This window comes from Paenibacillus sp. XY044 (assembly GCF_002257645.1).
GTDB lineage: Bacteria > Bacillota > Bacilli > Paenibacillales > Paenibacillaceae > Paenibacillus_AQ.
Genome location: NZ_NQMO01000002.1, coordinates 744,185 through 769,334, shown reverse-complemented (window position 1 = coordinate 769,334; position 25,150 = coordinate 744,185). Strand labels below are relative to the sequence as shown.

At 53.3% G+C, this 25,150-nt stretch carries 23 protein-coding genes, 1 pseudogene and 1 other annotated feature (1 of these 25 only partly in view); of the genes and pseudogenes, 12 read left to right on the top strand and 12 right to left on the bottom strand.

Annotated features, from left to right (window positions below):
• Positions 1-188: a binding site (T-box leader), on the bottom strand; it reaches 49 nt to the left of the window's first position.
• A gap of 83 nt (positions 189-271) precedes the next feature.
• Both CJP46_RS11955 and CJP46_RS11950 read right to left on the bottom strand, forming a co-directional pair.
• Positions 272-799 (bottom strand): PadR family transcriptional regulator, encoded by a 528-nt coding sequence (locus CJP46_RS11955; RefSeq protein WP_094595804.1) that lies wholly within the window; start codon positions 797-799, stop codon positions 272-274.
• 69 nt (positions 800-868) lie between these two features.
• On the bottom strand, positions 869-2,026 hold the full coding sequence (locus CJP46_RS11950; protein WP_094595803.1) for a YhgE/Pip domain-containing protein: 1,158 nt from the start codon (positions 2,024-2,026) through the stop codon (positions 869-871).
• A gap of 206 nt (positions 2,027-2,232) precedes the next feature.
• Here CJP46_RS11950 and CJP46_RS11945 point away from each other — a divergent pair, with 206 nt between their 5' ends.
• Positions 2,233-2,670, top strand: coding sequence for a GNAT family N-acetyltransferase (locus tag CJP46_RS11945; RefSeq protein WP_094595802.1), 438 nt, complete (start codon positions 2,233-2,235; stop codon positions 2,668-2,670).
• 147 nt (positions 2,671-2,817) lie between these two features.
• Complete coding sequence (locus tag CJP46_RS11940; RefSeq protein WP_094595801.1) at positions 2,818-3,801, top strand: glycoside hydrolase family 43 protein; 984 nt, start codon at positions 2,818-2,820, stop codon at positions 3,799-3,801.
• 168 nt (positions 3,802-3,969) lie between these two features.
• Here CJP46_RS11940 and CJP46_RS11935 read toward each other — a convergent pair whose 3' ends face one another.
• Positions 3,970-4,422 carry an SRPBCC domain-containing protein gene (locus tag CJP46_RS11935; protein ID WP_179281135.1) on the bottom strand — a complete coding sequence of 151 codons (453 nt, stop codon included), beginning with the start codon at positions 4,420-4,422 and terminating at the stop codon, positions 3,970-3,972.
• Positions 4,423-4,621: 199 nt separating this feature from the next.
• Here CJP46_RS11935 and shc point away from each other — a divergent pair, with 199 nt between their 5' ends.
• Positions 4,622-6,550 (top strand): squalene--hopene cyclase, encoded by a 1,929-nt coding sequence (gene shc / locus CJP46_RS11930; RefSeq protein WP_094595799.1) that lies wholly within the window; start codon positions 4,622-4,624, stop codon positions 6,548-6,550.
• Between the two features lie 59 nt (positions 6,551-6,609).
• Here shc and CJP46_RS11925 read toward each other — a convergent pair whose 3' ends face one another.
• From CJP46_RS11925 to CJP46_RS11915, 3 genes are all read right to left on the bottom strand, one after another.
• Positions 6,610-7,083 (bottom strand): PAS domain S-box protein, encoded by a 474-nt coding sequence (locus CJP46_RS11925; protein WP_094595798.1) that lies wholly within the window; start codon positions 7,081-7,083, stop codon positions 6,610-6,612.
• Position 7,084: 1 nt separating this feature from the next.
• The gene (locus tag CJP46_RS11920) at positions 7,085-7,924 is read right to left on the bottom strand and encodes an alpha/beta fold hydrolase (protein ID WP_094595797.1); all 840 of its coding nucleotides are present in this window, start codon (positions 7,922-7,924) and stop codon (positions 7,085-7,087) included.
• Between the two features lie 169 nt (positions 7,925-8,093).
• Entirely contained in the window at positions 8,094-9,542 is a 1,449-nt protein-coding gene (locus tag CJP46_RS11915; RefSeq protein WP_094595796.1) for an aminotransferase-like domain-containing protein, read from the bottom strand.
• Positions 9,543-9,667: 125 nt separating this feature from the next.
• Here CJP46_RS11915 and CJP46_RS11910 point away from each other — a divergent pair, with 125 nt between their 5' ends.
• Together CJP46_RS11910 and CJP46_RS11905 are read left to right on the top strand one after the other, a co-directional pair.
• Positions 9,668-10,285 (top strand): LysE/ArgO family amino acid transporter, encoded by a 618-nt coding sequence (locus CJP46_RS11910; protein WP_094595795.1) that lies wholly within the window; start codon positions 9,668-9,670, stop codon positions 10,283-10,285.
• Positions 10,286-10,415: 130 nt separating this feature from the next.
• Positions 10,416-11,393, top strand: a complete 978-nt coding sequence (locus CJP46_RS11905; protein WP_094595794.1) for an aldo/keto reductase — start codon at positions 10,416-10,418, stop codon at positions 11,391-11,393.
• 78 nt (positions 11,394-11,471) lie between these two features.
• Here the strand turns inward: CJP46_RS11905 and CJP46_RS11900 are convergent, their stop codons facing one another.
• Both CJP46_RS11900 and CJP46_RS11895 read right to left on the bottom strand, forming a co-directional pair.
• Positions 11,472-12,617, bottom strand: coding sequence for an epoxide hydrolase family protein (locus tag CJP46_RS11900; RefSeq protein WP_256992306.1), 1,146 nt, complete (start codon positions 12,615-12,617; stop codon positions 11,472-11,474).
• A gap of 178 nt (positions 12,618-12,795) precedes the next feature.
• Entirely contained in the window at positions 12,796-13,413 is a 618-nt protein-coding gene (locus CJP46_RS11895; RefSeq protein WP_256992305.1) for a TetR family transcriptional regulator, read from the bottom strand.
• 241 nt (positions 13,414-13,654) lie between these two features.
• Here CJP46_RS11895 and CJP46_RS11890 point away from each other — a divergent pair, with 241 nt between their 5' ends.
• The 6 genes from CJP46_RS11890 to CJP46_RS11865 all read left to right on the top strand — a co-directional run bounded on the left by CJP46_RS11890 (position 13,655) and on the right by CJP46_RS11865 (position 19,378).
• Positions 13,655-14,911 carry a cytochrome P450 family protein gene (locus CJP46_RS11890; RefSeq protein ID WP_094595792.1) on the top strand — a complete coding sequence of 419 codons (1,257 nt, stop codon included), beginning with the start codon at positions 13,655-13,657 and terminating at the stop codon, positions 14,909-14,911.
• 187 nt (positions 14,912-15,098) lie between these two features.
• The gene (locus CJP46_RS11885) at positions 15,099-16,022 is read left to right on the top strand and encodes an ABC transporter ATP-binding protein (protein WP_094595791.1); all 924 of its coding nucleotides are present in this window, start codon (positions 15,099-15,101) and stop codon (positions 16,020-16,022) included.
• Positions 16,019-16,792, top strand: a complete 774-nt coding sequence (locus CJP46_RS11880; protein ID WP_094595790.1) for an ABC transporter permease — start codon at positions 16,019-16,021, stop codon at positions 16,790-16,792. The genes CJP46_RS11885 and CJP46_RS11880 overlap by 4 nt, the downstream gene beginning before the upstream one ends.
• Positions 16,793-16,804: 12 nt before the next feature.
• Complete coding sequence (locus CJP46_RS11875; RefSeq protein ID WP_094595789.1) at positions 16,805-17,578, top strand: ABC transporter permease; 774 nt, start codon at positions 16,805-16,807, stop codon at positions 17,576-17,578.
• A 13-nt stretch (positions 17,579-17,591) separates the two neighbouring features.
• On the top strand, positions 17,592-18,293 hold the full coding sequence (locus tag CJP46_RS11870; RefSeq protein ID WP_094595788.1) for a response regulator transcription factor: 702 nt from the start codon (positions 17,592-17,594) through the stop codon (positions 18,291-18,293).
• Complete coding sequence (locus CJP46_RS11865) at positions 18,290-19,378, top strand: sensor histidine kinase (protein ID WP_094595787.1); 1,089 nt, start codon at positions 18,290-18,292, stop codon at positions 19,376-19,378. Before CJP46_RS11870 ends, CJP46_RS11865 begins: the two co-directional genes overlap by 4 nt.
• Positions 19,379-19,487: 109 nt before the next feature.
• Here CJP46_RS11865 and gdhA read toward each other — a convergent pair whose 3' ends face one another.
• From gdhA to CJP46_RS11845, 4 genes are all read right to left on the bottom strand, one after another.
• On the bottom strand, positions 19,488-20,861 hold the full coding sequence (gene gdhA, locus CJP46_RS11860) for an NADP-specific glutamate dehydrogenase (RefSeq protein WP_094595786.1): 1,374 nt from the start codon (positions 20,859-20,861) through the stop codon (positions 19,488-19,490).
• 140 nt (positions 20,862-21,001) lie between these two features.
• Positions 21,002-21,985, bottom strand: a complete 984-nt coding sequence (locus CJP46_RS11855) for a diaminopimelate dehydrogenase (RefSeq protein ID WP_094595785.1) — start codon at positions 21,983-21,985, stop codon at positions 21,002-21,004.
• Between the two features lie 130 nt (positions 21,986-22,115).
• On the bottom strand, positions 22,116-22,826 hold the full coding sequence (locus tag CJP46_RS11850) for an SDR family oxidoreductase (protein ID WP_094595784.1): 711 nt from the start codon (positions 22,824-22,826) through the stop codon (positions 22,116-22,118).
• A gap of 135 nt (positions 22,827-22,961) precedes the next feature.
• Positions 22,962-23,540, bottom strand: a complete 579-nt coding sequence (locus CJP46_RS11845; protein ID WP_094595783.1) for a TetR/AcrR family transcriptional regulator — start codon at positions 23,538-23,540, stop codon at positions 22,962-22,964.
• A gap of 303 nt (positions 23,541-23,843) precedes the next feature.
• On the opposite strand from CJP46_RS11845, the pseudogene CJP46_RS11840 reads away from it, so the two are divergent.
• A pseudogene (locus CJP46_RS11840) lies at positions 23,844-24,985 on the top strand (family 8 glycosyl hydrolase).
• Positions 24,986-25,150: the final 165 nt, after the last annotated feature.

Below are 25,150 nucleotides of genomic sequence, written 5' to 3'. Positions count from 1 at the left end.
AAACAAAAATGATCTTCTTCGATGGCAATCACCATCTATCCCTATAACGGTGGAACTCCGGCAGACCCTACAATTGTCAGGTGGCGGTTCATAGACGAGTTCGAAATGATCGACAATACCGCTTCGCACCACCCAGCGGCTCTCTGGAAAGTCACTTCACTTCTACTATTTCTAATCGAAACCTTTATGATGTATGAAATTGTTAACTATATTATGGCATCCATTTGCTTTTGTCAACCCTGGTTTTTCCAAAAAGTTGAAGCTTGAAACGTCAAGCAGAGCGGAGATGTTCCACCAGTTTCCGGAGCCAGTTGGCGTCATTCGTCAGGGCATGGTAGGCATGCTCGCTAATAAAAAGGGCCGAATCCCGGTACCGGTCCGGAACTTCGGAAAATCCGGGGCGCTCCTCAATCAGCCGGATTTTCTTCTCTAGGCGGGCGATGGATTCATCGATGATGTAAGCCAGCTTCTGCTTGTCCACTTTATCCAGAAATAACAGGGATGAATACAGGCTCGTGATGCTCGTAAAATTTTGAAAAACCGCATAAATCTCCTCTTCCAGCGCCTTGCGGCCCTCGTCGGTAATGCCGTAGGTCGTTTTCTCCGGGCGGTTATCGGATTGGACGACTTTGATTTTGCGGATGTAGCCCTTTTTCAGCAGGACTTCGAAATTGTAATACAGCGTTCCGTCGTTGATCGTGATCGTATTTTCCAGAGGCTTGAACACCTGTTTCTTAATGTCGTACGGATGGTGCTCCCCCTCGCTAAGCAAGCCGAGAATAAAGATCTGAAGCGACATTGCGATCCTCCTCATCATATGAAAAAAGGGCCGACAGGACTTTTTCCTGTCAGCCCATCCGATCTTATTTTACATGAATTGCGGTTCTGCTGCAGGCTCCTTCTCCGTCTTTGCCGTTTTGACCGGCTTAAACTGATGGATGAACAGGTTGATGACGAGCGCACCGGCGCCTACCAGAGCCAAACCGAGGGCGTATTCCGCCGTTTTCCCGCCTCCAAAGAGCAGGTTGTAATCCAGGTGAATCGTGTAAAACATCGGGGAAATGTGGCTGAAAGCCTTGAAAAATCCCGGCATCATCTCCGGCGGCAGTACGGCTCCGCCCGCGATCGTCTGCGACAGCAGCAGCGGCAGGTTCAGCATCATGCCAGCCTGGCCGAGCAGCAGCACGCAGATGCTGGTGAACTCGATGGCGACGAGCATTTCCAGGGAGTGCACCATCCACATTTTCAGGAACGTCTCCGCCCCATAGCCGTGGAAGCCGAAATAAATGCTCAAACCGACCAGCGGCGCGATCAGGGACAGCACCACATGGACGCCCTGCAGGGACAGGAACGCTTTCCATTTGCCTACTTTAGATTTCAGCTGGTTCAGCGCGCCCGAGCTGATCATCGAATAAATCATCGCGCCCACATAGGATGCCATCGTCAGGAACATCGGTGCCATTTGATTATGCATGCCGGCAGGCGGCGTATTCGTGGACACGATATTCGGGCTTACCTTCGACATCACGCCTTCGACCATCTGCTTGGATTGCTCGGCCGGCACCTTCATGCCCTGCAGCATGGCCTCAAAGCTTTGCGTCTGAATCTGCGTGCTGAACTTCGAGGAAACTTGCGACGCAATGCTCTGCATCGTGCTGTTAACCGAGGCCGGATTCGATTCGTTGATGAAAAAGTCCAGCTTCACCTGTTCGCCCTGGGCGGACAGCTTCTGCGTAAAATCCTGCGGAATATGCATGATGAACTGAATATCGCGGTTGTCCAGGTCCTTCTGCGCCTGTTCAAGCGATTCGTCCGTGACGACATGCAGCGGCAGCTGCTTTTTCAACTGCTCTACAAATTGTGCGCCCGACTGCTGGTCTTCATTCACGATCGCCATCGTCAAGCGGTCCACATTTTTCGGAAGCGCGCTGTAACCGGACATGAAGATCCCGATCATGATAATTTGATAAAAAATCATCATGAAAATGCCGCCTAGGACGGCTTTATTTTTAAAATATGCTTTCAAGCTCCACTCCACCTTTTCTCTTTACTTTGTTTTATATACTTTAATTAGAGTAATAAATTTGGAGTTGTATGTCAACTGGGGGATGGGAGCTGAGGATTTGAAGACTGGTATAGATGATCATTACGCTAACGGGAAGTTATCTTCAACAACGAACTCCTCCAACGTGGTAGAATATGTAATTATTACTAGTGGATAAGGAGAAAAGAATGAATACGGATATCAGGGTAAGACTGGCATCAGTAACTGATGCAGAGGAACTCTCAAGGCTAAATCAAGCGTTTAACGGAGGTGACAAACAGCCTCCGCGTCAAATAATGGAGAGCCTAAGGATAAACAACGAATTGATTGCCGTGGCGGAAATGATGGGCAAAGTCGTTGGTTTTGGTTGTGCTCAAAGTTTCTATTCATTTTGTTACGAAGAACCGCAGGGGGAAATTACAGAACTGTATGTTGAAGAAGCCGCTCGAAGAAGAGGGATTGCAGGTGCACTCATTTTTTGTCTGGAAGAAAATCTTAGGAAACGTGGAGTGAAAAGTGTAAAAGTGTTAACAGGCAATAGGAACAACGCTGCAATTAAAACGTATGAACATTGCAATTATGTGATAGACGATGAACTGATGTTGACGAAAAGGATAGGTGACTGATGCTTTATCTCCCCCCGCCCCTCCAAAACCTAAAATTTTGAGGAAAAGACCTATAAATCTTGTAGGTTTTTGATCTGAATTGTTTGCTAAAATGGAAAGGAGCACCTTTGCAGCACATATCCAACCACAGAATAAGGAGGAAACGAGATGACACAGCCTGTGACGCAGCGCGAGCCTTTGGTAACCCACATTTACACCGCAGACCCTTCGGCTCACGTGTTTGAAGGCAAATTGTATATTTACCCTTCTCATGACCTGGACCATGAACACGCATCCAACGACAACGGAGACCAGTACGACATGGAGGATTACCACATCCTGTCCATGGACGATGCCAATTCCCCATGCCATGACCATGGAGAAGCGCTGCATCTCCGCGATATCCCGTGGGCCAAGCAGCAGCTCTGGGCACCGGATGCGGCCTATAAGAACAACACGTACTATCTCTTCTTTCCTGCACGGGATCACGAAAACCTTTTCCGGATCGGCGTAGCCACCAGTTCCTCCCCTTCTGGCCCGTTCACTCCACAGCCGGATTATATTCCGGGCAGCTTCAGCATCGACCCGGCCGTCCTGATGGACGACGACGGAAGCGCGTATATGTACTTCGGCGGGTTGTGGGGCGGCCAGCTGGAAAAATGGCAGACGGGCTCCTTTGATCCGAACGCAGAAGGCCCGGCGGCAGACGAACCGGCGCTGGGGCCAATCATGGCCGAGCTGAGCGACGACCTGCTGACCTTCAAGGAAGCGCCCCGCGAAATCTCCATTCTCGACGAGAACGGACAGCCGATCTTGGCAGGGGACGAGGAACGGAGATATTTTGAAGGACCGTGGGTACATAAGCATAATGGACTGTATTATCTTTCTTACTCTACCGGCACGACCCATAACATCGTATACGCCGTGAGCGAAAACCCGCAGGGACCTTTTACGTACAAAGGGAAGATTCTGACGCCGGTCATCGGCTGGACGACCCACCACTCGATCGTGCAGTTCCAGGATAAGTGGTTCTTGTTCTATCACGACAGCTCCCTGTCGGGCGGTGCAGACAACAAACGCTGCGTCAAATTCACCGAGCTGACGATCCACGAGGACGGTACGATCGAAACCGTCGATCCATACGGCAAATAATCGCATGTGATAAGCTCGACGGCAAAATGAAAAGGCTTACCTCCACTATTGGAGATAAGCCTTTTTGGTTTTCACCGTTTGCACTGTCGCACCTTCTGCTCCGTCGTCCCCGGCATCACTAATAGGCGAGGCCGATCAAATCGGTGGCGTTCCTGCCGTCCCGGTCTATTAAGACGCTTCGGCAAAATTTCGAATCGCATCCATATAGGATGATGACGGATACTCTTGTTTCGCGTGTTCATATCCCGGGTTACCCTCGGACCATGCACAGGTGAGCTCCAACTTGGTCTGGTCCCCCACCGGCGTCAACTGATAAGTCATATCGCAAAATACCTTCTCATGCTGTTCATTGTAGGCCGGGGCGGGATGCTGCTCATACGAAAATTCGCGGTACGGCTCGTACCGCTTCACGAATCCGTACACATGAAGCGTCCGGTCCCCATCCGGTCCCGGTCCCCGGAATTCGACGTGGGCTCCCGGTTCAAAGCTTGATTCGATGTCGCACCCAAACAACGTGGCGCGCGTTCCTTCCGATGTGGCAATGGCCGCCCACACCCGCTCGGGCGGAGCTGCGATCAAGGCTTCGTACGTCAAGCTGCGGCTTGATGGATTTACTGCCATCTTCATTCACCTTCCATAAATAGGAGTTGGAGTGCCGGATCGGGACATCCATTTTTTTACTTTAGCATGCAGGCCGATTGAAACCAATCTATTTATCTCGTAAGGTGCAAAGTCTGGCATAAGCAGCGGCTTTCTCATTTCTCCATCTACGCCGACATATATTGCTAACAATGACCAACGAACGGAGGTACGTTCTTACATGGGCAATATACTGGGCACGGTGGATGGGGAAATCGGGCGTTTGACGGCATATCTCCTGGAGACACAGCAGCCGGACGGCTCGTGGCGGTTCTGTTTTGAAAACGGAATCGGCATCGACGCCTTCGTCATCATCCTCTTTCGCATTTTGCAGGCGGATCAGGAAGAGCTTATCCGGCAGCTTCATGACCGGATTCGCAAGGAACAGCAGCCGGACGGATGCTGGAGATTGTATCCTGATGAGGATGAAGGCAGCATATCGGCTTCGGTTGAGGCCTACTATGCTCTGCTTTGCTCCGGTTACAGCCGGCCTGAGGAGGAGCATATGCAGCGCGCCAAGCATTACATCCTTTCGCGTGGAGGGATCGGTAAGGTCGACAGCATTTTGACCAAGGCGATTCTGGCAGCGACGGGCCAGCGTCCCTGGCCCCGGTCGATCTCTATGATCCCGCTCGAGGTGCTGCTGTTCCCCTCGTATTTTCCGATCAACTTTTTCGAATTTTCCGGCTATTCCAGGGTCCATCTCACGCCTATGCTGATCATGGCAGACCGAAAGTTTTCGATCGCTCCGCCGAACGCTCCCGACCTCTCGGACCTTGCAGCCTCCCGCTTGGACTTCGACGAGGACGAACCGCTGCCGAGGGAGTATGAGGACATGCAGGCGGATATCTGCCAGGGGATGAGCAGGCTAATTGGCACGCCGCGTTTTATTCATGAAGCCGCAGTGGAGCGGGCTGAGCGGTTTATGCTGGATCGGATCGAACCCGACGGCACCCTGTACAGTTATGCAAGCAGCACGATCCTGATGATTTTGGCGCTGCTTGCCTTGGGCTATGAGCGGGAGCATCCCGTCGTTAGCGATGCCGTCAAGGGCCTGACTGGCATGCAGTGCCAGGCAGACGGCTCGACAACCATGCAGAACTCGCCTTCTACCGTCTGGGACACCGCCCTAATCGCCGACGCCCTGCAGGAGGCCGGGGTGCCAGAGCATCATCCGGCCATCCGCCAGGCCGCCTCCTACCTGCTGTCCCGGCAGCAGGACAAAGCTGCCGATTGGAGCCTCCATAACCCGGATGCGGCTCCCGGGGGTTGGGGATTCTCCGAGTCGAACACGATCAACCCGGACGTGGACGACACGACGGCGGCGCTGCGGGCGCTCTCCCGCCTTTCGGAGAAAGAAGAGCCGTACCGGGATTCGTGGAACCGGGGGCTAAATTGGGTGCTGTCGATGCAGAACCGGGACGGGGGCTGGCCGGCCTTCGAAAAGGAGACCGACAAGCACATCCTCACCTGGCTCGCGATCGAAGGAGCGAAGTCCGCGGCCATCGATCCTTCCGAAGCGGATCTGACGGGGCGTACGCTGGAGTACCTTGGCCGTTTCGCGGGGCTGACGCAGCGGCATAAGTTCATCCGCCGGGGCGTAACCTGGCTGATCCGGAATCAGGAAAAGGACGGCTCGTGGTACGGGCGATGGGGAGTATGCTACATCTACGGCACCTGGGCGGCACTAACGGGACTTGCGGCTACCGGAGTCCCTGCCAGTGATGATGCCGTACAAAAAGGCGTCCGGTGGCTTCAGCAGATCCAGAACCCGGACGGCGGATGGGGTGAATCCTGCCGGAGCGACCGGGTGATGCGTTACGTCCCTCTTGATGAGAGCACGCCGTCGCAAACGGCCTGGGCGCTGGACGCGCTCATCGCCGTGCAGGAGCAGCCGTCGCCGGCCGTGAACCGGGGCGTTCAACGGCTGTCTTCCCTGCTGCAGCAGGACGGCGGCATGACGGCCTATCCGACGGGGGCCGGTCTTCCCGGCACGTTCTACTCCCGTTACCACAGCTACCGGTACATTTGGCCGCTTCTCGCCCTGAGCCATTACAAGCGGAAATACGGCCATGCCGCCCCGGAAACACCAAAGCCGCCGGACTTCTGATAAGAGTCCGGCGGCTTTTTTATCAAACCACTTATTTCTGGAAAGTTTCAGTATTGTACTTATTCCATAGAAGACGATCCTTCTACATGATCCAACTCATAACGTTTCTGCCGGAGAAGCTTTTCGATCCGCTCAAGTTCTTCCTTCGCTTGGCTTGAGGCACTCTCGGCCTGCTGGATTTGCTGTTCATATTCCATCCGCCGGCGCATGGGCATCAGGATGCAATCGTAGGCCCATTCGCCATCCCGTTCCACAGCCGAAGCGTTCAGAAGCACCGGAAGGGCCTCGCCGCTGCTCGTTTTAAATGTCAAATACATCTCCTCGACGCTCCCGTTCAGCTTAATGAGCGGAAGAAAATAAATTTGGAAAAAAATCCGGCTGGAACGGGTCAACAGCGATTCAAAGCTGCTTCCACAAATTCCACGCTTCTCATATCCCAGCATGCGGCACAGCGTGGCGTTGACCTCCCGAACGACGCGATTATCGGCCATGGACGCGTATCCGCAAGGTGCACGATCCAATCGTTCGTCCATGCTACCGTCTAAGCTCACATGTCCGTTCGGACCGGGACGACGTCAAATAGGCTTGGATCAGCCGCACCGTTTCATCGGGATGACTCATATGCGGACAATGGCCAGTGGCATCCATGAGCTGAAATTCGCTACCCGGCATGTGTGTATGGATATAAGCTCCTGCTTCCAACGGTGCGATCACGTCTTCGGCGCATTGGAGAATCAAGGAAGGCACCTTCACCTGTTCAAGCTCCTCCCGGTAATCCGAAAGAAACGTCGCTTCGGCAAACCGCCGGGCCACCTTCGGATCGGTTGCGCAGAAGCTCTGCTCAAGCTCGACGGACAATTCGGGACTACCCGGATTGCCCATAATGACAGGTGCCAGATAGCTGGCCCATCCCCGGTAATTTTTGTCCATCATATCCATCAGGGCGAGCAAATCCTCGCGTTCAAAGCCTCCGATGTAATCGGGAAGGTCGTTTATATACCGTGCGGAAGGACCGACCAGAATCAGCCGTTCAAAATATTCGGGTCTACGGATGGAAGCGAGGATGCCGATCATGGCACCTACGGAATGACCGACGAAAATGGCGTCCCGGGTTCCCAGCGCCTCGCATATATCCAGTACATCCTGGGCATATCCGTCCAGGTCTCCGTAGCGGACCGGATTATAAGCCCGAATGTCTGACTTGCCGGATCCGACAAAGTCAAACAAGACCACTTTATAATGTTCTTCGAAAGCAGGTGCGACAAAACGCCACATGTTCTGGTCGCAGCCGAAGCCATGGGCAAAAATCAAATACTGCGTACCGCTGCCAGTGACTTGGACGTTGTTACGGACGAGAATCTGCTGATGATCCATGAAGCTTCCTCCCTGTTTACAGATTTATATTCGAATCATTAGGATGATCTTCTTTCGACACAAATTTCATTATACTACTAAACCCGTCCTTCTGAACAAAAGATTAGAAAATCATACGAAAGGATGATATCAAAAGTTTGGATCAAAAAGTTTGGATCGCAAGGGTGAATCACAAATAGGCTCGAATTATTCCCGCCAGGCGGATCAACCCCCGCTCCAGGTCGTGAAGAGAGGCATACGCATACGATAAGCGCAGGTGCTGCCGGTCATGCCGGTCGTAAATTTGCCCCGGGTTTAAGAGGATACCTTCTCTCAAGGCCTGCTCAAACAGCTGGTGAACCGGGAGGGGAAGATGCAGCCGCAGCCAAATGTAAAACCCACCTCCGGGTACCTCCCACTCCGCCAGATCATGAAAATACTGCCGAATGATCGAGAGGGCAAAGTCTCTGCGCAGCTTCAATTTCTGCCGGATATCGATGAGATGCTGCTCATACCGGCCCGTGCTCAGCCACTCCGCTACGGCATATTGGGACAGTGAGCTGGCGCCGTAGTCCGTCTGCATTTTGATGTCGGCCAGCCTTTCGATGACCGGTTCCGGTCCGGCCACCCAGCCGATCCGCAGTCCCGGGCCAAGCGTTTTGGACATGCTGCCCATATAGAGGACAAGGCCCTGCGTATCGGCTGCCTTCAGCGGCGGGGGCGGCGGTGCGTCCAGCCACAAATCGGCGTACACGTCGTCCTCGATGACCGGCAGCCGCTCGCGGACAGCAACCTTCATCATCTCTTCCCGGCGCTCCCGGGACATGAGCCGTCCGGTCGGATTATGGAAGCTCGGGATCGTATACAGCAGCGCCGCCTGATGCTGATGCTTGGCCGGTCCCACCGCATCCGGACGAATCCCTTCCAGATCCATCGGAACGCCGGCGAGGCGGATTCCCGCCGACTGAAACACGTGAATGGAGTTCAGGTAAGACGGATTCTCCGCCAGAACGGTCGAACCGTGCTGGAGCAGACCCACCGATATCAGCTGCAGTCCTTGCAGCGCACCCGACACGATCAGAATCGATGACGGAGAAGCGGAGATTCCCTTCGAACGCAAATATTCGCTGAGCGTCTCCCGAAGAAACCGGCTTCCTTTCGGCTCGGAATAACCCAGCGACAAACGCCCGCCGCTCCCCTTCCCGATAACCTCCTGCATATGGGCTGTAGGAAGCAGCTCGGGCGAAAGCTCCCCTGTTCCAAGCCGGATCATGTCCGCCCTGGCCTCGGCCTGGTTGATTCGCTGGATTAACTGGATGTTGGGCGGATAAGCCCCTGCCCGAACGTAGCGGTTCCAGTCGGGAGCCGGACTTTTCGCAAGCAGATTCCATGTGTTGTTGACTACCACGGTTCCTTGTCCAACCTTAGACTCGATGAGCCCATTAGCAGCGAGCTCGCCGAGCGCATAAACCACCGTGCTGCGGTTGACTTGAAACCGGGCGGCCAGCTCCCGTTGCGGAGGGATCCTGGTGCCGACCGGCCATTCCCCGTTCATGATTTTTCCCTGCAAAACATCGTAAATCTGCCTGTGCAGCGGCACCGGCGACGATTTATCCAAACGCCATTCTTCGTCTCTCATAAATCCTCTTCCTATATTGATTGTTATGTTTATTTTATCAGATTGGTTGGGTCCTTAACCAACCAATTGGATGGAGATCCGAGCGGGCGCCTCCTATAAAATAGGGGCATTACAGGAGGAATGATATGATACACGCCATACTTCACGGATTCATATTGGCCTTGGGGCTGATTCTGCCGCTCGGTGTCCAAAACCTGTTTGTGTTCAGCCAAGGCGCAGCCCACACCCGCTTAACCCGGGCACTGCCGGCTGTCGCTGCCGCATCCCTTTGCGATACGCTGCTGATTTCTCTGGCGATCATGGGCGTTTCCGTCGTCGTTCTTGAATATGCATGGATCAAGACCGTCCTTTTTTCACTGGGGATTCCTTTCCTGCTGTACATGGGCTACATTACGTTAACCAGCAAACCGGCTGTCCAAAACGGGGAGGCCTCCCGGTCTTTTTCAACGCGTAAGCAAATCGCCTTTGCCGTGTCGGTGTCCCTGCTCAATCCGCATGCGATTCTGGACACCGTCGGCGTGGTGGGCACAAGCTCTTTAAACTATGCCGGCGGGGAAAGGCTGGCGTTCGGCGCGGCATGCATCACCGTCTCATGGGTTTGGTTTGCCGGACTCGCTTCGGCCGGCCGAGCCGCCCGTAGACTGGATTCCACAGGCAAGCTGCGATCATGGCTGAACATCCTCTCCGCCATCATTATGTGGGGTACGGCCGCTTATCTGGCTTACAGCCTGTTTATGGGATGACCAAGAAAAAGGATTTAAAGGCTCAAGTAACACGAGGTTCACTTAGTATACTTTTTTTCAGTGCTTACCAGAAACCGAAAGAAGAATTATAATGTTACCGAATCCACCAGGAAAAGGAGGAAATTGAAACGTGAAGTATACCTATTTGGGAAAAACAGGATTAAAGGTCAGTCGTCTTTGCCTCGGTACGATGAATTTTGGTCCAAGTACCGAGGAGAAGGAAGCCTTCAAGATTATGGATGCAGCCCTCGACGCAGGTGTCAATTTCTTCGATACGGCCAACGTCTACGGCGGTAACGAGCGCCGCGGATGGACCGAGGAAATCATCGGCCGCTGGTTCGCCCAGGGTGGCGGAAGACGGGAAAAAGTCGTGCTCGCCACGAAAGTGTACGGCAACATGGAGCATCCCATCGTCGATCCCAATGAGCAAGGAGGACTTTCCGCATTCAAGATCCGCCGCCACCTGGAAGGCTCGCTCCGCAGACTGCAAACGGACCATATCGAGCTCTACCAAATGCACCATGTGGACCGGAACGTGTCCTGGGATGAGCTCTGGAACGCTTTTCAAATTCATCAGAACCAGGGAAAAATCGGATACGTCGGCGCCAGCAACTTTGCCGGACGCGACCTGGTGAAAGCGCAGTATGAAGCGGAGAAGCGCGGCCAGCTTGGCCTCGTGTCCGAGCAGCATAAATACAGCCTGCTCTGCCGGCTGCCGGAGCTTGAAGTGCTCCCTGCCGCGGAAGAGCACGGTATCGGCGTGATCGCCTGGAGCCCGCTGGACGGCGGCGTGCTTGGCGGCAACCTGAACCCGAAGGAAGGAACGCGGACCGCGCGCCAGACCGAGCGGCTTGAGAAGCTGCGCCCGCAGCTCGAGCAGTTCTCGAAGCTGTGTAAAGAGCTGGGCGAATCCGAAGCAACGGTAGCGCTCACCTGGACGCTGGTGCATCCGGCCATGACGGCCCCGATCATCGGACCGCGGACGTTGGAGCAGTTCGAGCAGACGCTCCGCGTCGTGGAGCTCGAGCTCAGCGAAGACGTGCTGGCGCGTCTGGACGAGATTTTCCCGGGTCCCGGCGGAGAAGCCCCTCGGGCTTACGCTTGGTAAACGACATTAGAAGAAAACTTGCCTGATAATAAAGAAAACACCTTGAGACTTCAAGGTGTTTTCTTGCTGTTTATGGGATTAGTCCCTAAACCGCCGGAAGAAGGAGCGCAGATCGTCGGCAAGCCGATCCTGCACCTCCATGGCAGCGAAATGGCCGCCCCGGTCAAACTCCGACCAGTGCACGACGGAATACTGGTGCTCGGCAATCCGGCGGACCGGCTGGATCAGATCGTATGGGAGCACCGCGACGCCTATGGGAGCCGGGCAAGGAATCGGCTGGCCTTTAAGCTGCGCATTTTCGTAGTACAGCCGCGCGGCGGAACCCGAGGTGCCCGTCAGCCAGTACACCATGACGTTGGTCAGCAGCTGGTCGGCCGTGACCGGGAACCGGGGATCCGTCCAATCGGCAAATTTGTCTGCGATCCAGGCCAATTGCCCGACGGGCGAGTCGTTCAGCGCATAGGCCAGCGTCATCGGACGTGAGCCCTGGATGCCCGTATGCCCCGCTGGCTGGGCAACGTAGGCTTTCATTTTGGCGATTCTGCGTCCCTCCTCTGCGCTAGGTTCATCCAGTTCCTCCTTCGGCATCCAGGGCAGATAGTTGAGATGCACGGCGCAGGCATGCTCCGGATCCACGTCTGCCAGCGTCCGGGAAATATTCGAACCCCAATCGCCGCCCTGCGCCCCGTACCGCTCGTAGCCAAGCCGCTTCATCAATTCCGCCCAGGCACGCGCGATCCGCGGGACGTTCCAGCCGGTTTCCGTCGTCGGCCCGGAAAAGCCGTATCCAGGAATGGACGGTATAACCACATGAAAGGCGTCCTCCGGATTTCCGCCGTAAGCCTTGGGATCGGTTAGAGGGCCGATGATGTCCAGAAATTCGACGAAGGAGCCGGGCCACCCGTGCGTAAGAATGAGCGGGAACGCATCCGGCTCGGGAGAACGGACATGCAGAAAATGAATGGAGGCTCCGTCAATGGTGGTCATGTACTGCGGATAGCGGTTGATCCGCTCCTCATGAGCGCGCCAATCGTAACCGTTTTGCCAATGATCCGTTAAACCCCGGATGTCATCCAGTCCCGCGCCGTATTTTCCTGCCGTTCCCGGGATTTCGTCCGGCCAGCGGGATCGGCTCAAACGCTCCTGCAGGTCATCGAGCGCGGCTTGGGGAACATCAATCCTGAATGGTTTTACCGAAGTATCGAGCGTAGAATCCAAATTCAAGCGATCTCCTCCTCTAAAATGGGAGTATGCCAGCACATATTGTTGAGTTATCAACTTAAATCTGATCATAAAGGATTAATGTTGCAGATGTGTTTGCCATCAGATGACCTGTTATTGCATATAACTGCAGCAAAAAATTCCGCGATTTCCGCGGAATTTTTCGTTTAACTTCTAGACCTCAACCCGGCATGGAGGAAAGCCGGTCCATGTGGCGGTACAGTATATCGACCAGATTTGCACCGTCCTCCTGCTCCATCCATTCCTCAATGGAAACGCGCAGTGCAGCCATATAGACTGCCACTAAAAAACGGACCTCGTTTCGGTCCACCGCGGATTCAAGCCTTGAGCTTAGCTCATGGCAGAGGGTCGGCTCCGTTTCCATCAGCGTATACAGAAACAGCGAGGCGATGGAGGGCGTTTGTCCGGCAATCCGGTAGCGGAGCAAAAGACCCGGGCGCTGCTGCTGATATTGGCCGGCCAGGTAGCTGAAGACCGAACGCAGGGCGGCATGGGGTGATGCCGGGGGCGCCTCTTCCTGCAGGAAGCGGATTCCATCCAGCTGCGTGCTGCGGATCGGTCCCGAGAGCACTTCCTCTTTGGACGCATAATACCGAAAGAACGTACGCGACGACATCGTTACCGCGTCGGCAATGTCCTGAATTGAGGTTTGCTCATAGCCCTTCTGCTGAAATAGCCGGAGCGCCGCTTCTTCGATCGCCGCTTGGGCCAGACGCTTCTTTCGTTCACGCAGGCCAGCAGGCGCTTCTATGGGATGTATGTTTTCTTTAGGATTCATCTCAAACTCTTCCTTCATTGACTTTTGTCACTCAGTGACATTATATTGAATTTAAGCGCAATCCACAATGCAAAATCCGAACAGATCAGCGCGAACATCGTACTCCAAGCATTTTTGGGATGAGCTATGCCGTTACCCTACCTGAAATCACAGCTTATTTCAACCATTTGATCATACCTAAGGAAGCTCCGTCCTGTGCAGCAAGGCCAAAGTACTCAACTTGTGAAAGGATGGTTTAATTATGAATCCGTCAGATCCCATTACCCCGGAAGCGCTGAATATTTTCAGCGGTACCAGCGGGGAAAATCCGTTTCCGGTATTTGCCCGGATACGGGAAATGAATGCCGTCATACCGGTCCCGTTTCCTATGGGCGGACCCGATCGCCAAGCGTGGATGGTCACCCGGATGGAGGAAGTGACGCAGGTCCTCAAAGACCATGCCCATTTCACGGTGGACCCCGCCTCGATCGACGGCAACGAAGATTTCAGGAAGAGTTTGGCCGGCGGTTCGGATTCGTCCGCGCCTCCCACCTTTTTCACCGGCCACTCCATGCTCACGGTCGATGACCCTGACCACCGGCGGCTGCGGAGCCTGGTATCCAAGGCGTTCTCGCCCAGATACATGGAGAGCCTTCGTCCCCGCGTGCAGGAGATCGCCGACGAACTGCTCGACAAGGTCCAGGCGCAAGGCGAGATGGACATCGTCAAGGACTATGCCTACCCGCTCCCGATTAACGTCATTTCCGAAATGCTCGGCGTCCCCCAGGAAGACCGGGAGCAGATACATACCTGGTCCGCCGCTCTCGCCCACGGGCTTGGACTGGGAAGACGCGAGCCGGGCGTTGAAGAGAACCTGCGCGCCTTCGGCGAGTATACCGCCCGGTTGGTGGCTTCCAAACGGCAGCAGCCTGCGGACGACCTTATCAGCCAGCTGATCGCGATCGAAGAGGAAGGAGATCGGCTCACGGAAACCGAGCTCGTGTCGATGATCACCCTGCTCATTTTCGCCGGCCACGAAACCACCTCAAACCTGATCGCCACCGGCAGCCTGATGCTGCTGGATCATCCGGAGCAGCTGGAGCGACTCAAGGCCGAGCCGAGTCTGGTGCCGTCCGCCGTTGAGGAATTGCTTCGCTTCAACGGGCCGGCCACCATTTCCGGACCGCGCTTTGCCACGGAGGACATCGTGCTCGCCGGGCAGTCCATTAAGAAAGGCGATGCGGTGATCCCCGTGCTGAAATCGGCCAATAGGGACGAGCGCCAGTTCGAGCAGTCCGAAGAGCTGGACATTACGCGCAAAATCAACCGGCACCTCGCCTTTGGCCACGGCATCCATATGTGCCTGGGAGCGCCGCTGGCCCGCATTGAAGGTGACATCGCCTTTACGACGCTGCTGAATCGCTTGCCCGACCTGCGGCTGAGCATTCCCCGGGAAGACGTCCCTTGGAACTTTACGCTCAGCTCCCAAGGGCTGGCTGCCCTGCCTGTGGCCTTTTAAATCATGATTTCTGAAGAAAGCCCTTGGAACCCAAGGGCTTTTTCTTATTTGGTGCCAAAGCCGCGACGACTTTATCAAATTTTAATGATTTCCATATCCATCTTTTATTTTTCAGAAGTGGGTGTTTTATTTTCAGCCATTACGATTGAAGAAGAACGGAACCACTGAAATATTGGAGGAGAATGCTATGGGAGATCATGTACTGCTGGAAGCAAAGGGTTTGACTAAAACGTTCGGGTCCAGAACCGTTGTGGACCGTCTGGATCTGCGGATCGAAAAGGGAGATATTTATGGCTTCCTCGGCACGAACGGTTCCGGAAAAACGACAACGATCCGAATGCTGACCGGACTCGTCCATCCCGATGCCGGCGAAGTCCGGATTGGCGGCTTTCATCTGAAAACGCGTTTTAAGGACGCGATTGCCCATGTAGGGGCCATTGTCGAAAGTCCGGCGTTCTACGCCTATCTTTCCGCATATGACAATCTCAAGCTGACGGCTAACCTTTTACCGGGCGTCACCCGGACAAAAGTGGATGAAGTGCTTGAAATCGCCGGATTGTCCGACCGGGCCAAAGATAAAGTCGGCTCTTATTCGCTGGGCATGAAGCAGCGTTTGGGTATTGCAGGCGCGCTTCTAAACAGGCCGCAGCTGATCATTTTGGATGAACCGACCAACGGACTGGACCCGCAAGGAATGAAGGAAATCAAGGAACTGATCGCACAGCTTGCAGCAGAGCAGAATATCTCTTTTCTCATTTCAAGCCATTTGCTCCATGAAGTCGAACAAATATGCAACAGGGCAGGCGTCATCCGGAAAGGGAAGCTGATCGCTGAGGTTGAGGTCGGCCAGCTCCTCGCTGCGGGCCCAGAAACCGTTGAAATCGTCACGCCGGAACCGGACAAAGCGGAACAGCTTGTAACAACCGTCCCTGAGGTCATTTCCGTCTCCCGCTCCCAAGGCAAACTCGTCGTCCAAACAGACAGCGATTGCTCCTACAAGCTGAATCAGCTGCTCGTGGCGAGCGGCGTGACCATTCGATCCATTAGCTGCCGTCCCCGGACGCTTGAACAATTCTTTTTCGACATCACGGAAGGAGACGGCGGGCAATGATCAGACTGATGCAAAATGAGCTGTACAAAACGTTCCGACTAAAGAAACTTTATATTTTCATGGCGATCCTGGCCATTCATGCTTGGTTAACCGTCCATTTCTATACCATCGGCGGGGAGTGGAAATCGGTCATTGTCATGGCTAACGGGCAGTCCCTCCCGCTAACGCTGATCAACAGCATGGCCCAATTCATGACCGTATTTATTCCTATTTATGTAGCCGATCTGATCACGGGCGAAGTGAAAACCGGCACGCTTAAGTTGTCGTTACTGCGCCCGGTACGGCGAATCGAATGGCTCAACGCCAAAATCGCTTCGTTATTCGTATTTATTACGGTGCTGCTTGCTTTCTCCGTCGCAGCGGAATACGTGATCGGAACGCTTGCATTCGGTTGGGGGGAACGGACGCTCTATGCCGGATCGCTGTATGCGCAGACGGAAGGCGTATGGCTTACGCTTCGCCTGACCTTCTCCATGCTGCTTCCGTACATGGCTTGCGGATTGATTGTCGTCTTCATCGCCGTATCCGCGGCGAACATCAGCACAACGATCGGGCTATCCATCGGGGTCCTGACCGCCGCGCAATACCTCAGTGCTTTCGAGACGATCAAGCCTTATTCCATCGTGAACCAAATGTACTTTTTTCATGAATATGTTCATCAGGCAAATTGGGGCGCCTTGCTTCAAAACATCGCGGTGGTTGCAGCATACATTGCCGTTTTCTACGCTGTTAGCGCAATGATCATGAAGAAAAAGGACTTCATCCTATAGGGGGGGCTCTTCTTGAACCAGCTCATCCGATGCGAACTATTCAAAGTATTCAGGCAGAAAAAGCTGTATATGTTCATGCTTATACTAACGGCAGTGGAAATCTCGGCCTTGTTTCAATTCCATTGGGAAGCAGCTGGTTACACCGGCATGGGGCCGAATGGCCAGTCGTTTCCACTACTCGTCCTGAACGGCAGTTCGCTTTTTATCCCAGTATTCATTGCGGTTATGGCGGCCGATTCCATTGCGGAGGAATACCGCAGCGGCACGTTGAAAAAGATTCTTCTCTGCCCGATCCGCAGGATGGACCTGCTTCATGCCAAAATCGCATCGCTGCTCATCGTTGCGGCCATGCTGCTACTCTTTCTGATCCTCTCCTCCTATATGACGGGGACGCTTGCTTTTGGCTGGGGGGACCGCACGTTTGCCGAAGGTACCGCATATCCGTCCATGGAAGGAATGAGGCTTGTTGGCCAGACCTTTTTGATGTCTTTGCTTCCCAATTTGGCCTTCGGATTGGTCGTTATGTTTGTGGCCCTGCTGACGATGAATACGGGCGCCTCCATCGGAACGGCTCTAGTGCTTATAGCGGTTTCCCCGCTAATCGAGGGAGTCCCTCAGATCAGGAAGCTGTTCATCGGCTACCAAATGCGGGTTTTTCCCTTTCACCCCTTGCATCATACGGCTGCGGCGGAGTTAGGGTCAGGTTCGGCCATCATTCTCGCCTATATTGTTGTCTTATACGCAGGCAGTGTTATGATACTGAGGAAGAAAGATATTTTGATATAAATGGGGTGAACCCGTGCAGTTTGACAGGATCTTGATCGTGGAAGATGAGATTGAAATCGCCGAATTGCTCAAAGACTATCTCGAAGAAGAGCACTTCGAGGTGATTGTCGCTGGTGACGGACAAGAGGCCGTCCGCTTGTTCAGGGAATATCGTCCGCAGTTGATGATTTTGGATATTATGCTGCCGCAGCTGAATGGGATGGAAGTGTGCCGAACGATCCGCTCGGAGTCGCCGATACCAATCATTATGCTTAGCGCGAAAAAAAGCGATGTCGATAAAATCCTCGGACTGGGACTCGGTGCGGACGACTATGTGGTCAAGCCCTTCAGCCCTGGTGAGGTGATCGCGAGGGTCAAAGCGCAGCTTAGGAGGGTCAATCAGCTCTCAACTGTTGCGGAGCCGGCCGATATGATCCGTTATAAAGATTTAGAGCTTCACCTCAAAGCTTACGAAGTGACGGTCCGGAACCAGCCGGTTCACTGCTCGGCCAAGGAATTCGAGGTTCTCCGCTTCTTTGCCCTTCATCCGAATCAGGTATTGACCCGCGAACAGATTTTTCAGCATGTATGGGGGTTTGGCGAACGCGGAGATTTGAATACCGTCACGGTACATATTCAAAAGATCCGGGAAAAAATCGAGCTCTCCCCTGCTAATCCGGCCTATATTAAAACGGTGTGGGGAGTCGGATACAAGTTCGACGGTGGCTTACGATGAAGATCGGAATCCGCTTCAAGCTGATCGCTTCGTTAACCGGGATCGTCATCATTCCAGTCGTTTTGATGGGCATATCCGGCGTTCGTGTGAAGTATACCGTTCCTGTCGATAGGGCTATCAGCGTGAACTTCATGTTCGTGCTCGGTTTTCTCGCGTTGGCGTTTGTTCTATGCGCTATGATTTTGGCCCGGGTCATCGCGAGACGTATTCTCATGCCCCTTAAGGAACTGAATGCCGCGGCGGAACAAATTATGAACGGCAATTTGGACTTCGTAATCCGAAATCGGAACCATGACGAGATGGGCCGCTTCAGCTCCGCCTTCGATGCCATGCGTGTCCGGTTAAAAGAATCCTTGGATCGGCAAGCCGCCTACGAACGTTCCCGCAATGAGCTGATCGCGAGCATCTCCCACGATTTACGGACACCGATTACATCCATCCGTGGATACGTCGAAGGCTTGCAGGATGGTATCGCCCGCGACGAGAAGAAGATGGACAAGTATCTTGCCGTGATCCGTAACAAAACCGACCAGCTTGACCGGATGATTGAAGACCTGTTTCAATTCGCTCAGCTGGAATCGGGGCATTGGGTCATGGACCTCCGGGAAATGGACAGCCGCGAGCTGCTCGAAACGATCGTGGCGCCTTACGAGGCCGAGCTTCAGAACCCATCGGTGCTGTTAACCGCGGTGCGTCCCCTCCCCTCCGTGCCGGTTGCGGTCGATGCCGGACGTATAATGCAGGTGTTTGATAATATGATTGAAAATGCAAAGCATTACGCCGGAAAGGGCACTGAAATTACGATATCGGCCAAAGCCGAAGGCGAGTGGGTCCGTATTGCCATCAAAGACAACGGAATGGGCATTTCCGCAGAGGACATTCCTTATTTGTTCGAACGGTTTTACCGGGGAGAAAAGTCGCGTTCCCGGGCGTACGGAGGCGCTGGATTAGGGCTGGCCATTTGCAAACAAATCGTAGAAGCGCATGGTGGTCGTATAGGGGTACTGAGCCGCCCGGGAACGGGTGCCGAGTTTTATTTTACCTTGCCGGTGATCGAGACCAAGGGGGTTGCGGCAGGCTCATGAACATGACCGATGTAAAAAAACCACTGATCGATGGGCATCCCATACTTATCAGTGGTTTTTATAGTTATATGAGTTCTTTACTTTCGAATCACCAAGCTACGGGGAGGTTTTATACGATCCCCTGCGAAATCATGGCGTCCGCTACTTTCCGGAATCCGGCAGCATTGGCGCCTACGACGAGATTTCCTTGGTATCCGTATTCATCGGCTGCCTGAACGCAGCTCGAGTAAATATTTTTCATGATGTCATTCAGCTTTGCGTCAACTTCTTCAAAGCTCCAGGACATTCTCATGCTGTTTTGGGCCATCTCCAAAGCAGACACGGCAACGCCGCCCGCGTTCGCTGCTTTGGCCGGTGCAAACAGGACACCGTTCTTCTGGAAACATTCGATCGCCTCAAGGGTAGACGGCATGTTTGCTCCCTCACCGATCGCCTTCACGCCGTTTTTGACGAGCAAGGCGGCCGATTCCTCATCGATTTCATTTTGCGTGGCACAAGGCAGCGCGATATCGCATGGAACCGTCCAAATGTCACGGCAGCCTTCGACATATACGGCATCCGGATGATCATTGAGGTAGTCTTTAATCCGTTTCCGCTCTACTTCTTTCAGCCGCTGAACCGTATCGATGTCCAGTCCCTTTTCGTCATAGATATAGCCGTTGGAATCGCTGCACGCAACGACCGTAGCGCCGAGTTCCTTCGCTTTGCGCATCGCGTAGATGGATACGTTACCGGAACCGGATACGACGACCTTGCTTCCCTCAAAGGACAGATCGTTGTCTTTCAGCATTTCATCCACGAAATACACGCATCCGTAACCGGTCGCCTCCGTACGTGCCAAGCTTCCGCCATATCCGATGCCTTTACCGGTAAGCACACCGGCTTCGTTGCCCCGGATGCGCTTATACTGCCCGAACATGTACCCGATCTCCCGGGCCCCCACGCCGATGTCGCCGGCAGGGACGTCCGCATCAGGACCGATATACTTATACAGCTCCGTCATGAAGCTTTGGGTAAAACGCATAATTTCCTGGTCCGACTTGCCCTTCGGATCAAAATCGGAGCCGCCCTTACCTCCGCCGATCGGCTGTCCGGTTAATGCATTTTTCAAAATTTGTTCAAAACCTAAAAATTTAATGATGCTTGCATTGACGGAAGGATGGAACCGGAGTCCTCCCTTATATGGACCGAGTGCACTGTTGAATTGTACCCGAAAACCGCGGTTGACCTGAATCTTGTGGTTATCGTCCACCCAAGGCACGCGGAACATAACGAGACGCTCGGGTTCGACCATGCGCTCTAAAATACCTTGTTCCATGTATTCCGGATGTTTGGCAAGAACAGGTACCAACGAGTCGAAGATTTCCTTGACCGCTTGGTGGAACTCATCCTCGGAAGGATTCCGGGAAACGACTAAATTATACACATCGTTAACATACTTTTCGGCTGTATCTAAACCTTTGGCGTCCATTACACTCTTCATAACCCAACCCCTTTTGCACAATTCGCACATTTTTTTGCACTATAACGCTGCGCTTCACTAAATTCTAATGCAGGTTCTAGGGTTTTTTCCAATAAAAAATGTTTTTTAAGTCGATTAAATGCATTTATCGGGTGTCAAAATTACAGCAATTGTTGGCGCAGCTCCGCATCGCTCTTCGCGGATAAGTAACCGAGCGGGATGTCAAAAACGGTTTTGGCGCCTACCGCTCCTTCTTTCGCCAATCGAACGGCTGCTCTTGCGTACGCGGTTAATACACTCGCGGTGAATTCCGGATTGCTCTCCAGCTTCAAGCTGAATTCAACGATTTGCTTGGTTCCTTTTCCGGTCACTCCGCTCCGGATCACAAATCCGCCGTGCGGCATGCCGCTGTGCTCGGATTTCAGCTCTTCTTCCGTAATGAAATGAACCGTTGTGTCATAGTCCGAAAAATAGTTAGGCATGTTCACGATGGTCTTTTCGATCTCGGCACGATCCGCACCGTCTTCGGCAACGACGTAGCAAATCCGCTCGTGTTTCTCGCGGGTTGCCAGTTCCGGCGTTTCACCGCTGCGAATTTGTTCAATGACGCTTTGTACCGGCACCGTATACTGCACCCCTGCTTTGACGCCTGGAACGCGGCGAATGGCATCCGAATGCCCCTGACTGACGCCTTTGCCCCAGAAAGTGTATTCCTTGCCCTGTGGAAGGATAGACTCGGCGAGCAGTCTGTTCATAGAGAACAAGCCCGGATCCCAACCGGTGGAAATGACGCTGACCGTTTGTCCGTTTTTAGCTGCCGCATCCACGCTTGCAAAAAACTCAGGGATTTTGGCATGCGTATCAAAGCTGTCCACGGTGTTAAACTGGGCGGCAATGGCCGGCGTTTGCTCGGGAAGATCGGTTGCGGATCCGCCGCACAGGATCATTACATCGATCGAGCCCTTATATTGCTCTACCGTCGATACATGCTCAAATTTGACTCCCGCTTCGGCCGGCATCTGCGATGGGTCACGCCGCGTGAATACTGCCACCAATTCCATATCTTCGTTCTGCGCGATCGATTGCTGAACGCCACGCCCAAGGTTACCATAGCCGACAATTCCAATTCTGATTTTCGAAGCCATTTTATGTCCCTCCACTTATTCTAAGTATCCTTTGATTATATGACATGTAATGTCATATGCAAAGAAAAAATACGAAATAACGAGCAAAAGCCCTTGATATTCAAGGGCTTTTGCCGGGATATGGCGGAATTTACCAAGGAAGCGTGTCATCCATGTAGAAAAATCCGCCCGTCGGGCCATCTTCAGGCAGCGTAGCCAGCCGAACGGCCGTAACCGCGCCTTCTTGGGGCGACAGCTCCGCCTTGTCACCGCCCATGCGGGTCTTTACCAAACCGGGATGCACCGAGTTTACTTTCAGGTTCGTCCCGCTCGTTTTTTGCGCCCAATAGGCCGTCAGCATGTTCAGCGCCGCTTTCGAGGCCGCATAGGCCGGCGTCGCGATGCGCTGCGCCAGTTCGTTCGACAGTATGAATTGAATCGAGCCGAGCGCGCTGCTTTGGTTCACGATCCGCCCCGCCTCGCTTTTCAGCAGCAATGGCATCAGTGCTTCGGTTATAAAATAAGGCGCAAACGTGTTGACTTCAAAGGTATCCCTGAAAGCATCACCTTCATATCCTGGTTTCTCCAACGAAACCCCTGCATTGTTGATCAAAATATCGAGCCGGCCGTATTCCGTTTGAATCCACTTCGCGAGTTCCGCAATATGGGCTTCATTCGTCACCTCCAGCTGAACGCCAACCGCTTCAATCCCCTGCTGGCGGAGCTCTGACGCCGCCTGATCCGCCGCTTCCTTCGTCCGGGCTGCCGTTAATACCGTAATTCCTTGCAGCCCCAATTGTTTGGCCACCTCAAATCCGATTCCTTTGCCGGCTCCCGTTACAAGTGCAATTTTGCTATTCATCTTCATTTCCTCCGTCTTTTTTGGGAATTTCCATTCTATTAAATGTGCACCCAGTTATGAACATTGAAAATGTCCTATCCCTGCCATTATGAGAACGATCATTCTAAAATGATTAAAAAAAAATAATATGTTTTTTTATATTTTGACAAAGCGTATCGATACGTCAGCAACCCGCTCCAATTTTTCCAGGGAAAGGGACGTCCGCTTCATTACTCGAATTCCCACTAGAGCGTTATGAAGATATTCGGCCAATTCCTCCGCTTCATATTCCCTTGTAAACTCACCGTTCTGCTGGCCCCAAAACACGATTTCCTTCAGCAGCTGCTCAGCTTTGCCAAAGGCTTCCGTTGCCTTCGCATCCACCTCTTCATCACGGATCCCGAGCTCCACGGCCGAGTTCACCAGCATGCAGCCGGGCGGCACGCCTTCATCTCCATGAATCATGTAATGGAAAACAAACGCCAGCGCCTGTTCGGCCGTCTCCGATTGCTTAACCCCTGTTGACAGTCTGGCGTTGATCCGCTCCCCAAAACGGTCGATCGCTTTCAGAAACAACGTATGCTTATCAGTGAACGTATCGTACAGGCTCCTGCGGTGAATGCCCATATGCTCAACGAGGTCGTTCATGGAAGTCTTCTCGTATCCCTGCTCCCAGAACAGCTTCATCGCTTTCTCCAGAACCGCGCTTTCTTCAAATTCTTTGCTTCTGGCCAATTCGCACACCCCCTTCTGTCATCTTATCATTCAGGGAATGATCAGTAAAGAAACGCCGATGTCTCCGCTCCGCTCATCACTCCCGTGACTTAAATATCCCTCACCATTTTTGAGAACTAACATTCTAATAAACAATCCGTAAGTCATCTTCTTTACGGATTGATCATAACATTTTGGGAACGATCAGTAAAGTATTATTTTTACACCAGAAGCTAAACATCTATAATTTGAAGGGTAAACGCTTTAATTTCGAGAGTGCCCATTATGTTACGATAAACTCAAAATGACAGCTGGAGGTTGACCATGGCTCTAACGATGCAAGGAGCATTCTATACCGGCAATTACCGTAATGTATTCCTTGAAGCGGGTTATTCGCAAGAGGAAATCGACGCCAGACTTGAACAGGCGTGGAACGACTTGTTTGACGGTGCACCTGAGGTTCGTATCTACTTCCCTCTTGGCGAGGATAAAGGATATGTTCTGGACACAGGTAACACGGACGTACGTACCGAGGGGATGTCATACGGCATGATGATGGCCGTTCAGATGGATAAGAAAGACATCTTCGACCGGCTCTGGAATTATTCCAAGTCTTATATGCAGCATAAGGAAGGACGTTACAAGGATTATTTCGCCTGGCACTGCAAGCCGGACGGCACCCGCCTGTCTTCTGGGCCCGCTCCTGACGGGGAAGAATACTTCGCGATGGCCCTGTTCTTTGCTTCAAGCCGGTGGGGCGACGGACAGCCGCCGTATGATTACTCCGAGCAGGCAAAGACGATTCTTCGCGCTTGCGTTCATCAAGACCGGGATCAAGAGGAGACCCGATGTGGGACCCTGCAACCAAGCTGATCAAGTTCATTCCGGAGTCTCCCTTCAGCGATCCTTCCTACCATCTCCCCCACTTCTACGAGCTGTTCGCTCAGCGTGCCGACGAACGGGACCGGTCTTTCTGGAATGAAGCTGCGGAAGCCAGCCGAGCTTATCTGCATCTGGCCTGTCACCCTGTTACAGGACTATCCCCGGAATATGCGAACTACGACGGCACACCGGCCGAACCGCAGCCCCATGGTGATTTCCGCCACTTTTACAGCGACGCGTACCGTGTGGCGGCCAACATCGCCCTCGATTGGGAGTGGTTCCGCAAGGATTCATGGCAGGTTGGGCAATCGAACCGGATTCAGCGGTTCTTCCGGGGAATGGATCCGTCCGAATATCGAAGATACCGCATCGACGGGAGCCCTTTCGATGAGGCTGCCTTGCATCCCATCGGGCTGTTGGCCACCAATGCGATGGCCTCGTTGGCCGCGGACGGTGAAGATGCGCTCCCCTTCATTCACAAATTCTGGAACACTCCGCTCAGAACCGGCATTCGTAGGTATTACGACAATTGCCTTTATTTCTTCAGCTTGCTGGCGCTAAGCGGAAAATATCGCATCTATTAAACAACAGAGCAGAGAGCCCTTGATATTCAAGGGTTCTCTGCTTTTTTGCAGGTCCTTCGTTTTGTTTCCATCCTCATCTTACTTCGCGCAGAAGCCGTCTTTTCCGTAAGGTGACGATTGGGTTGAACAGATGCCTTAATTTGATCATGGAGGGTAAATACATCT

Coding starts and splice junctions, on each gene's coding strand:
- CJP46_RS11895 (WP_256992305.1), bottom strand. CDS start 13,413: ATGAATCCTAAAGAAAACATACATCCCATAGAAGCGCCTGCTGGCCTG.
- CJP46_RS11910 (WP_094595795.1), top strand. CDS start 9,668: ATGATACACGCCATACTTCACGGATTCATATTGGCCTTGGGGCTGATT.
- CJP46_RS11925 (WP_094595798.1), bottom strand. CDS start 7,083: ATGGACGAACGATTGGATCGTGCACCTTGCGGATACGCGTCCATGGCC.
- shc (WP_094595799.1), top strand. CDS start 4,622: ATGGGCAATATACTGGGCACGGTGGATGGGGAAATCGGGCGTTTGACG.
- gdhA (WP_094595786.1), bottom strand. CDS start 20,861: ATGAAGAGTGTAATGGACGCCAAAGGTTTAGATACAGCCGAAAAGTAT.
- CJP46_RS11890 (WP_094595792.1), top strand. CDS start 13,655: ATGAATCCGTCAGATCCCATTACCCCGGAAGCGCTGAATATTTTCAGC.
- CJP46_RS11955 (WP_094595804.1), bottom strand. CDS start 799: ATGTCGCTTCAGATCTTTATTCTCGGCTTGCTTAGCGAGGGGGAGCAC.
- CJP46_RS11945 (WP_094595802.1), top strand. CDS start 2,233: ATGAATACGGATATCAGGGTAAGACTGGCATCAGTAACTGATGCAGAG.
- CJP46_RS11940 (WP_094595801.1), top strand. CDS start 2,818: ATGACACAGCCTGTGACGCAGCGCGAGCCTTTGGTAACCCACATTTAC.
- CJP46_RS11915 (WP_094595796.1), bottom strand. CDS start 9,542: ATGAGAGACGAAGAATGGCGTTTGGATAAATCGTCGCCGGTGCCGCTG.
- CJP46_RS11855 (WP_094595785.1), bottom strand. CDS start 21,985: ATGGCTTCGAAAATCAGAATTGGAATTGTCGGCTATGGTAACCTTGGG.
- CJP46_RS11920 (WP_094595797.1), bottom strand. CDS start 7,924: ATGGATCATCAGCAGATTCTCGTCCGTAACAACGTCCAAGTCACTGGC.
- CJP46_RS11865 (WP_094595787.1), top strand. CDS start 18,290: ATGAAGATCGGAATCCGCTTCAAGCTGATCGCTTCGTTAACCGGGATC.
- CJP46_RS11885 (WP_094595791.1), top strand. CDS start 15,099: ATGGGAGATCATGTACTGCTGGAAGCAAAGGGTTTGACTAAAACGTTC.
- CJP46_RS11850 (WP_094595784.1), bottom strand. CDS start 22,826: ATGAATAGCAAAATTGCACTTGTAACGGGAGCCGGCAAAGGAATCGGA.
- CJP46_RS11880 (WP_094595790.1), top strand. CDS start 16,019: ATGATCAGACTGATGCAAAATGAGCTGTACAAAACGTTCCGACTAAAG.
- CJP46_RS11935 (WP_179281135.1), bottom strand. CDS start 4,422: ATGGCAGTAAATCCATCAAGCCGCAGCTTGACGTACGAAGCCTTGATC.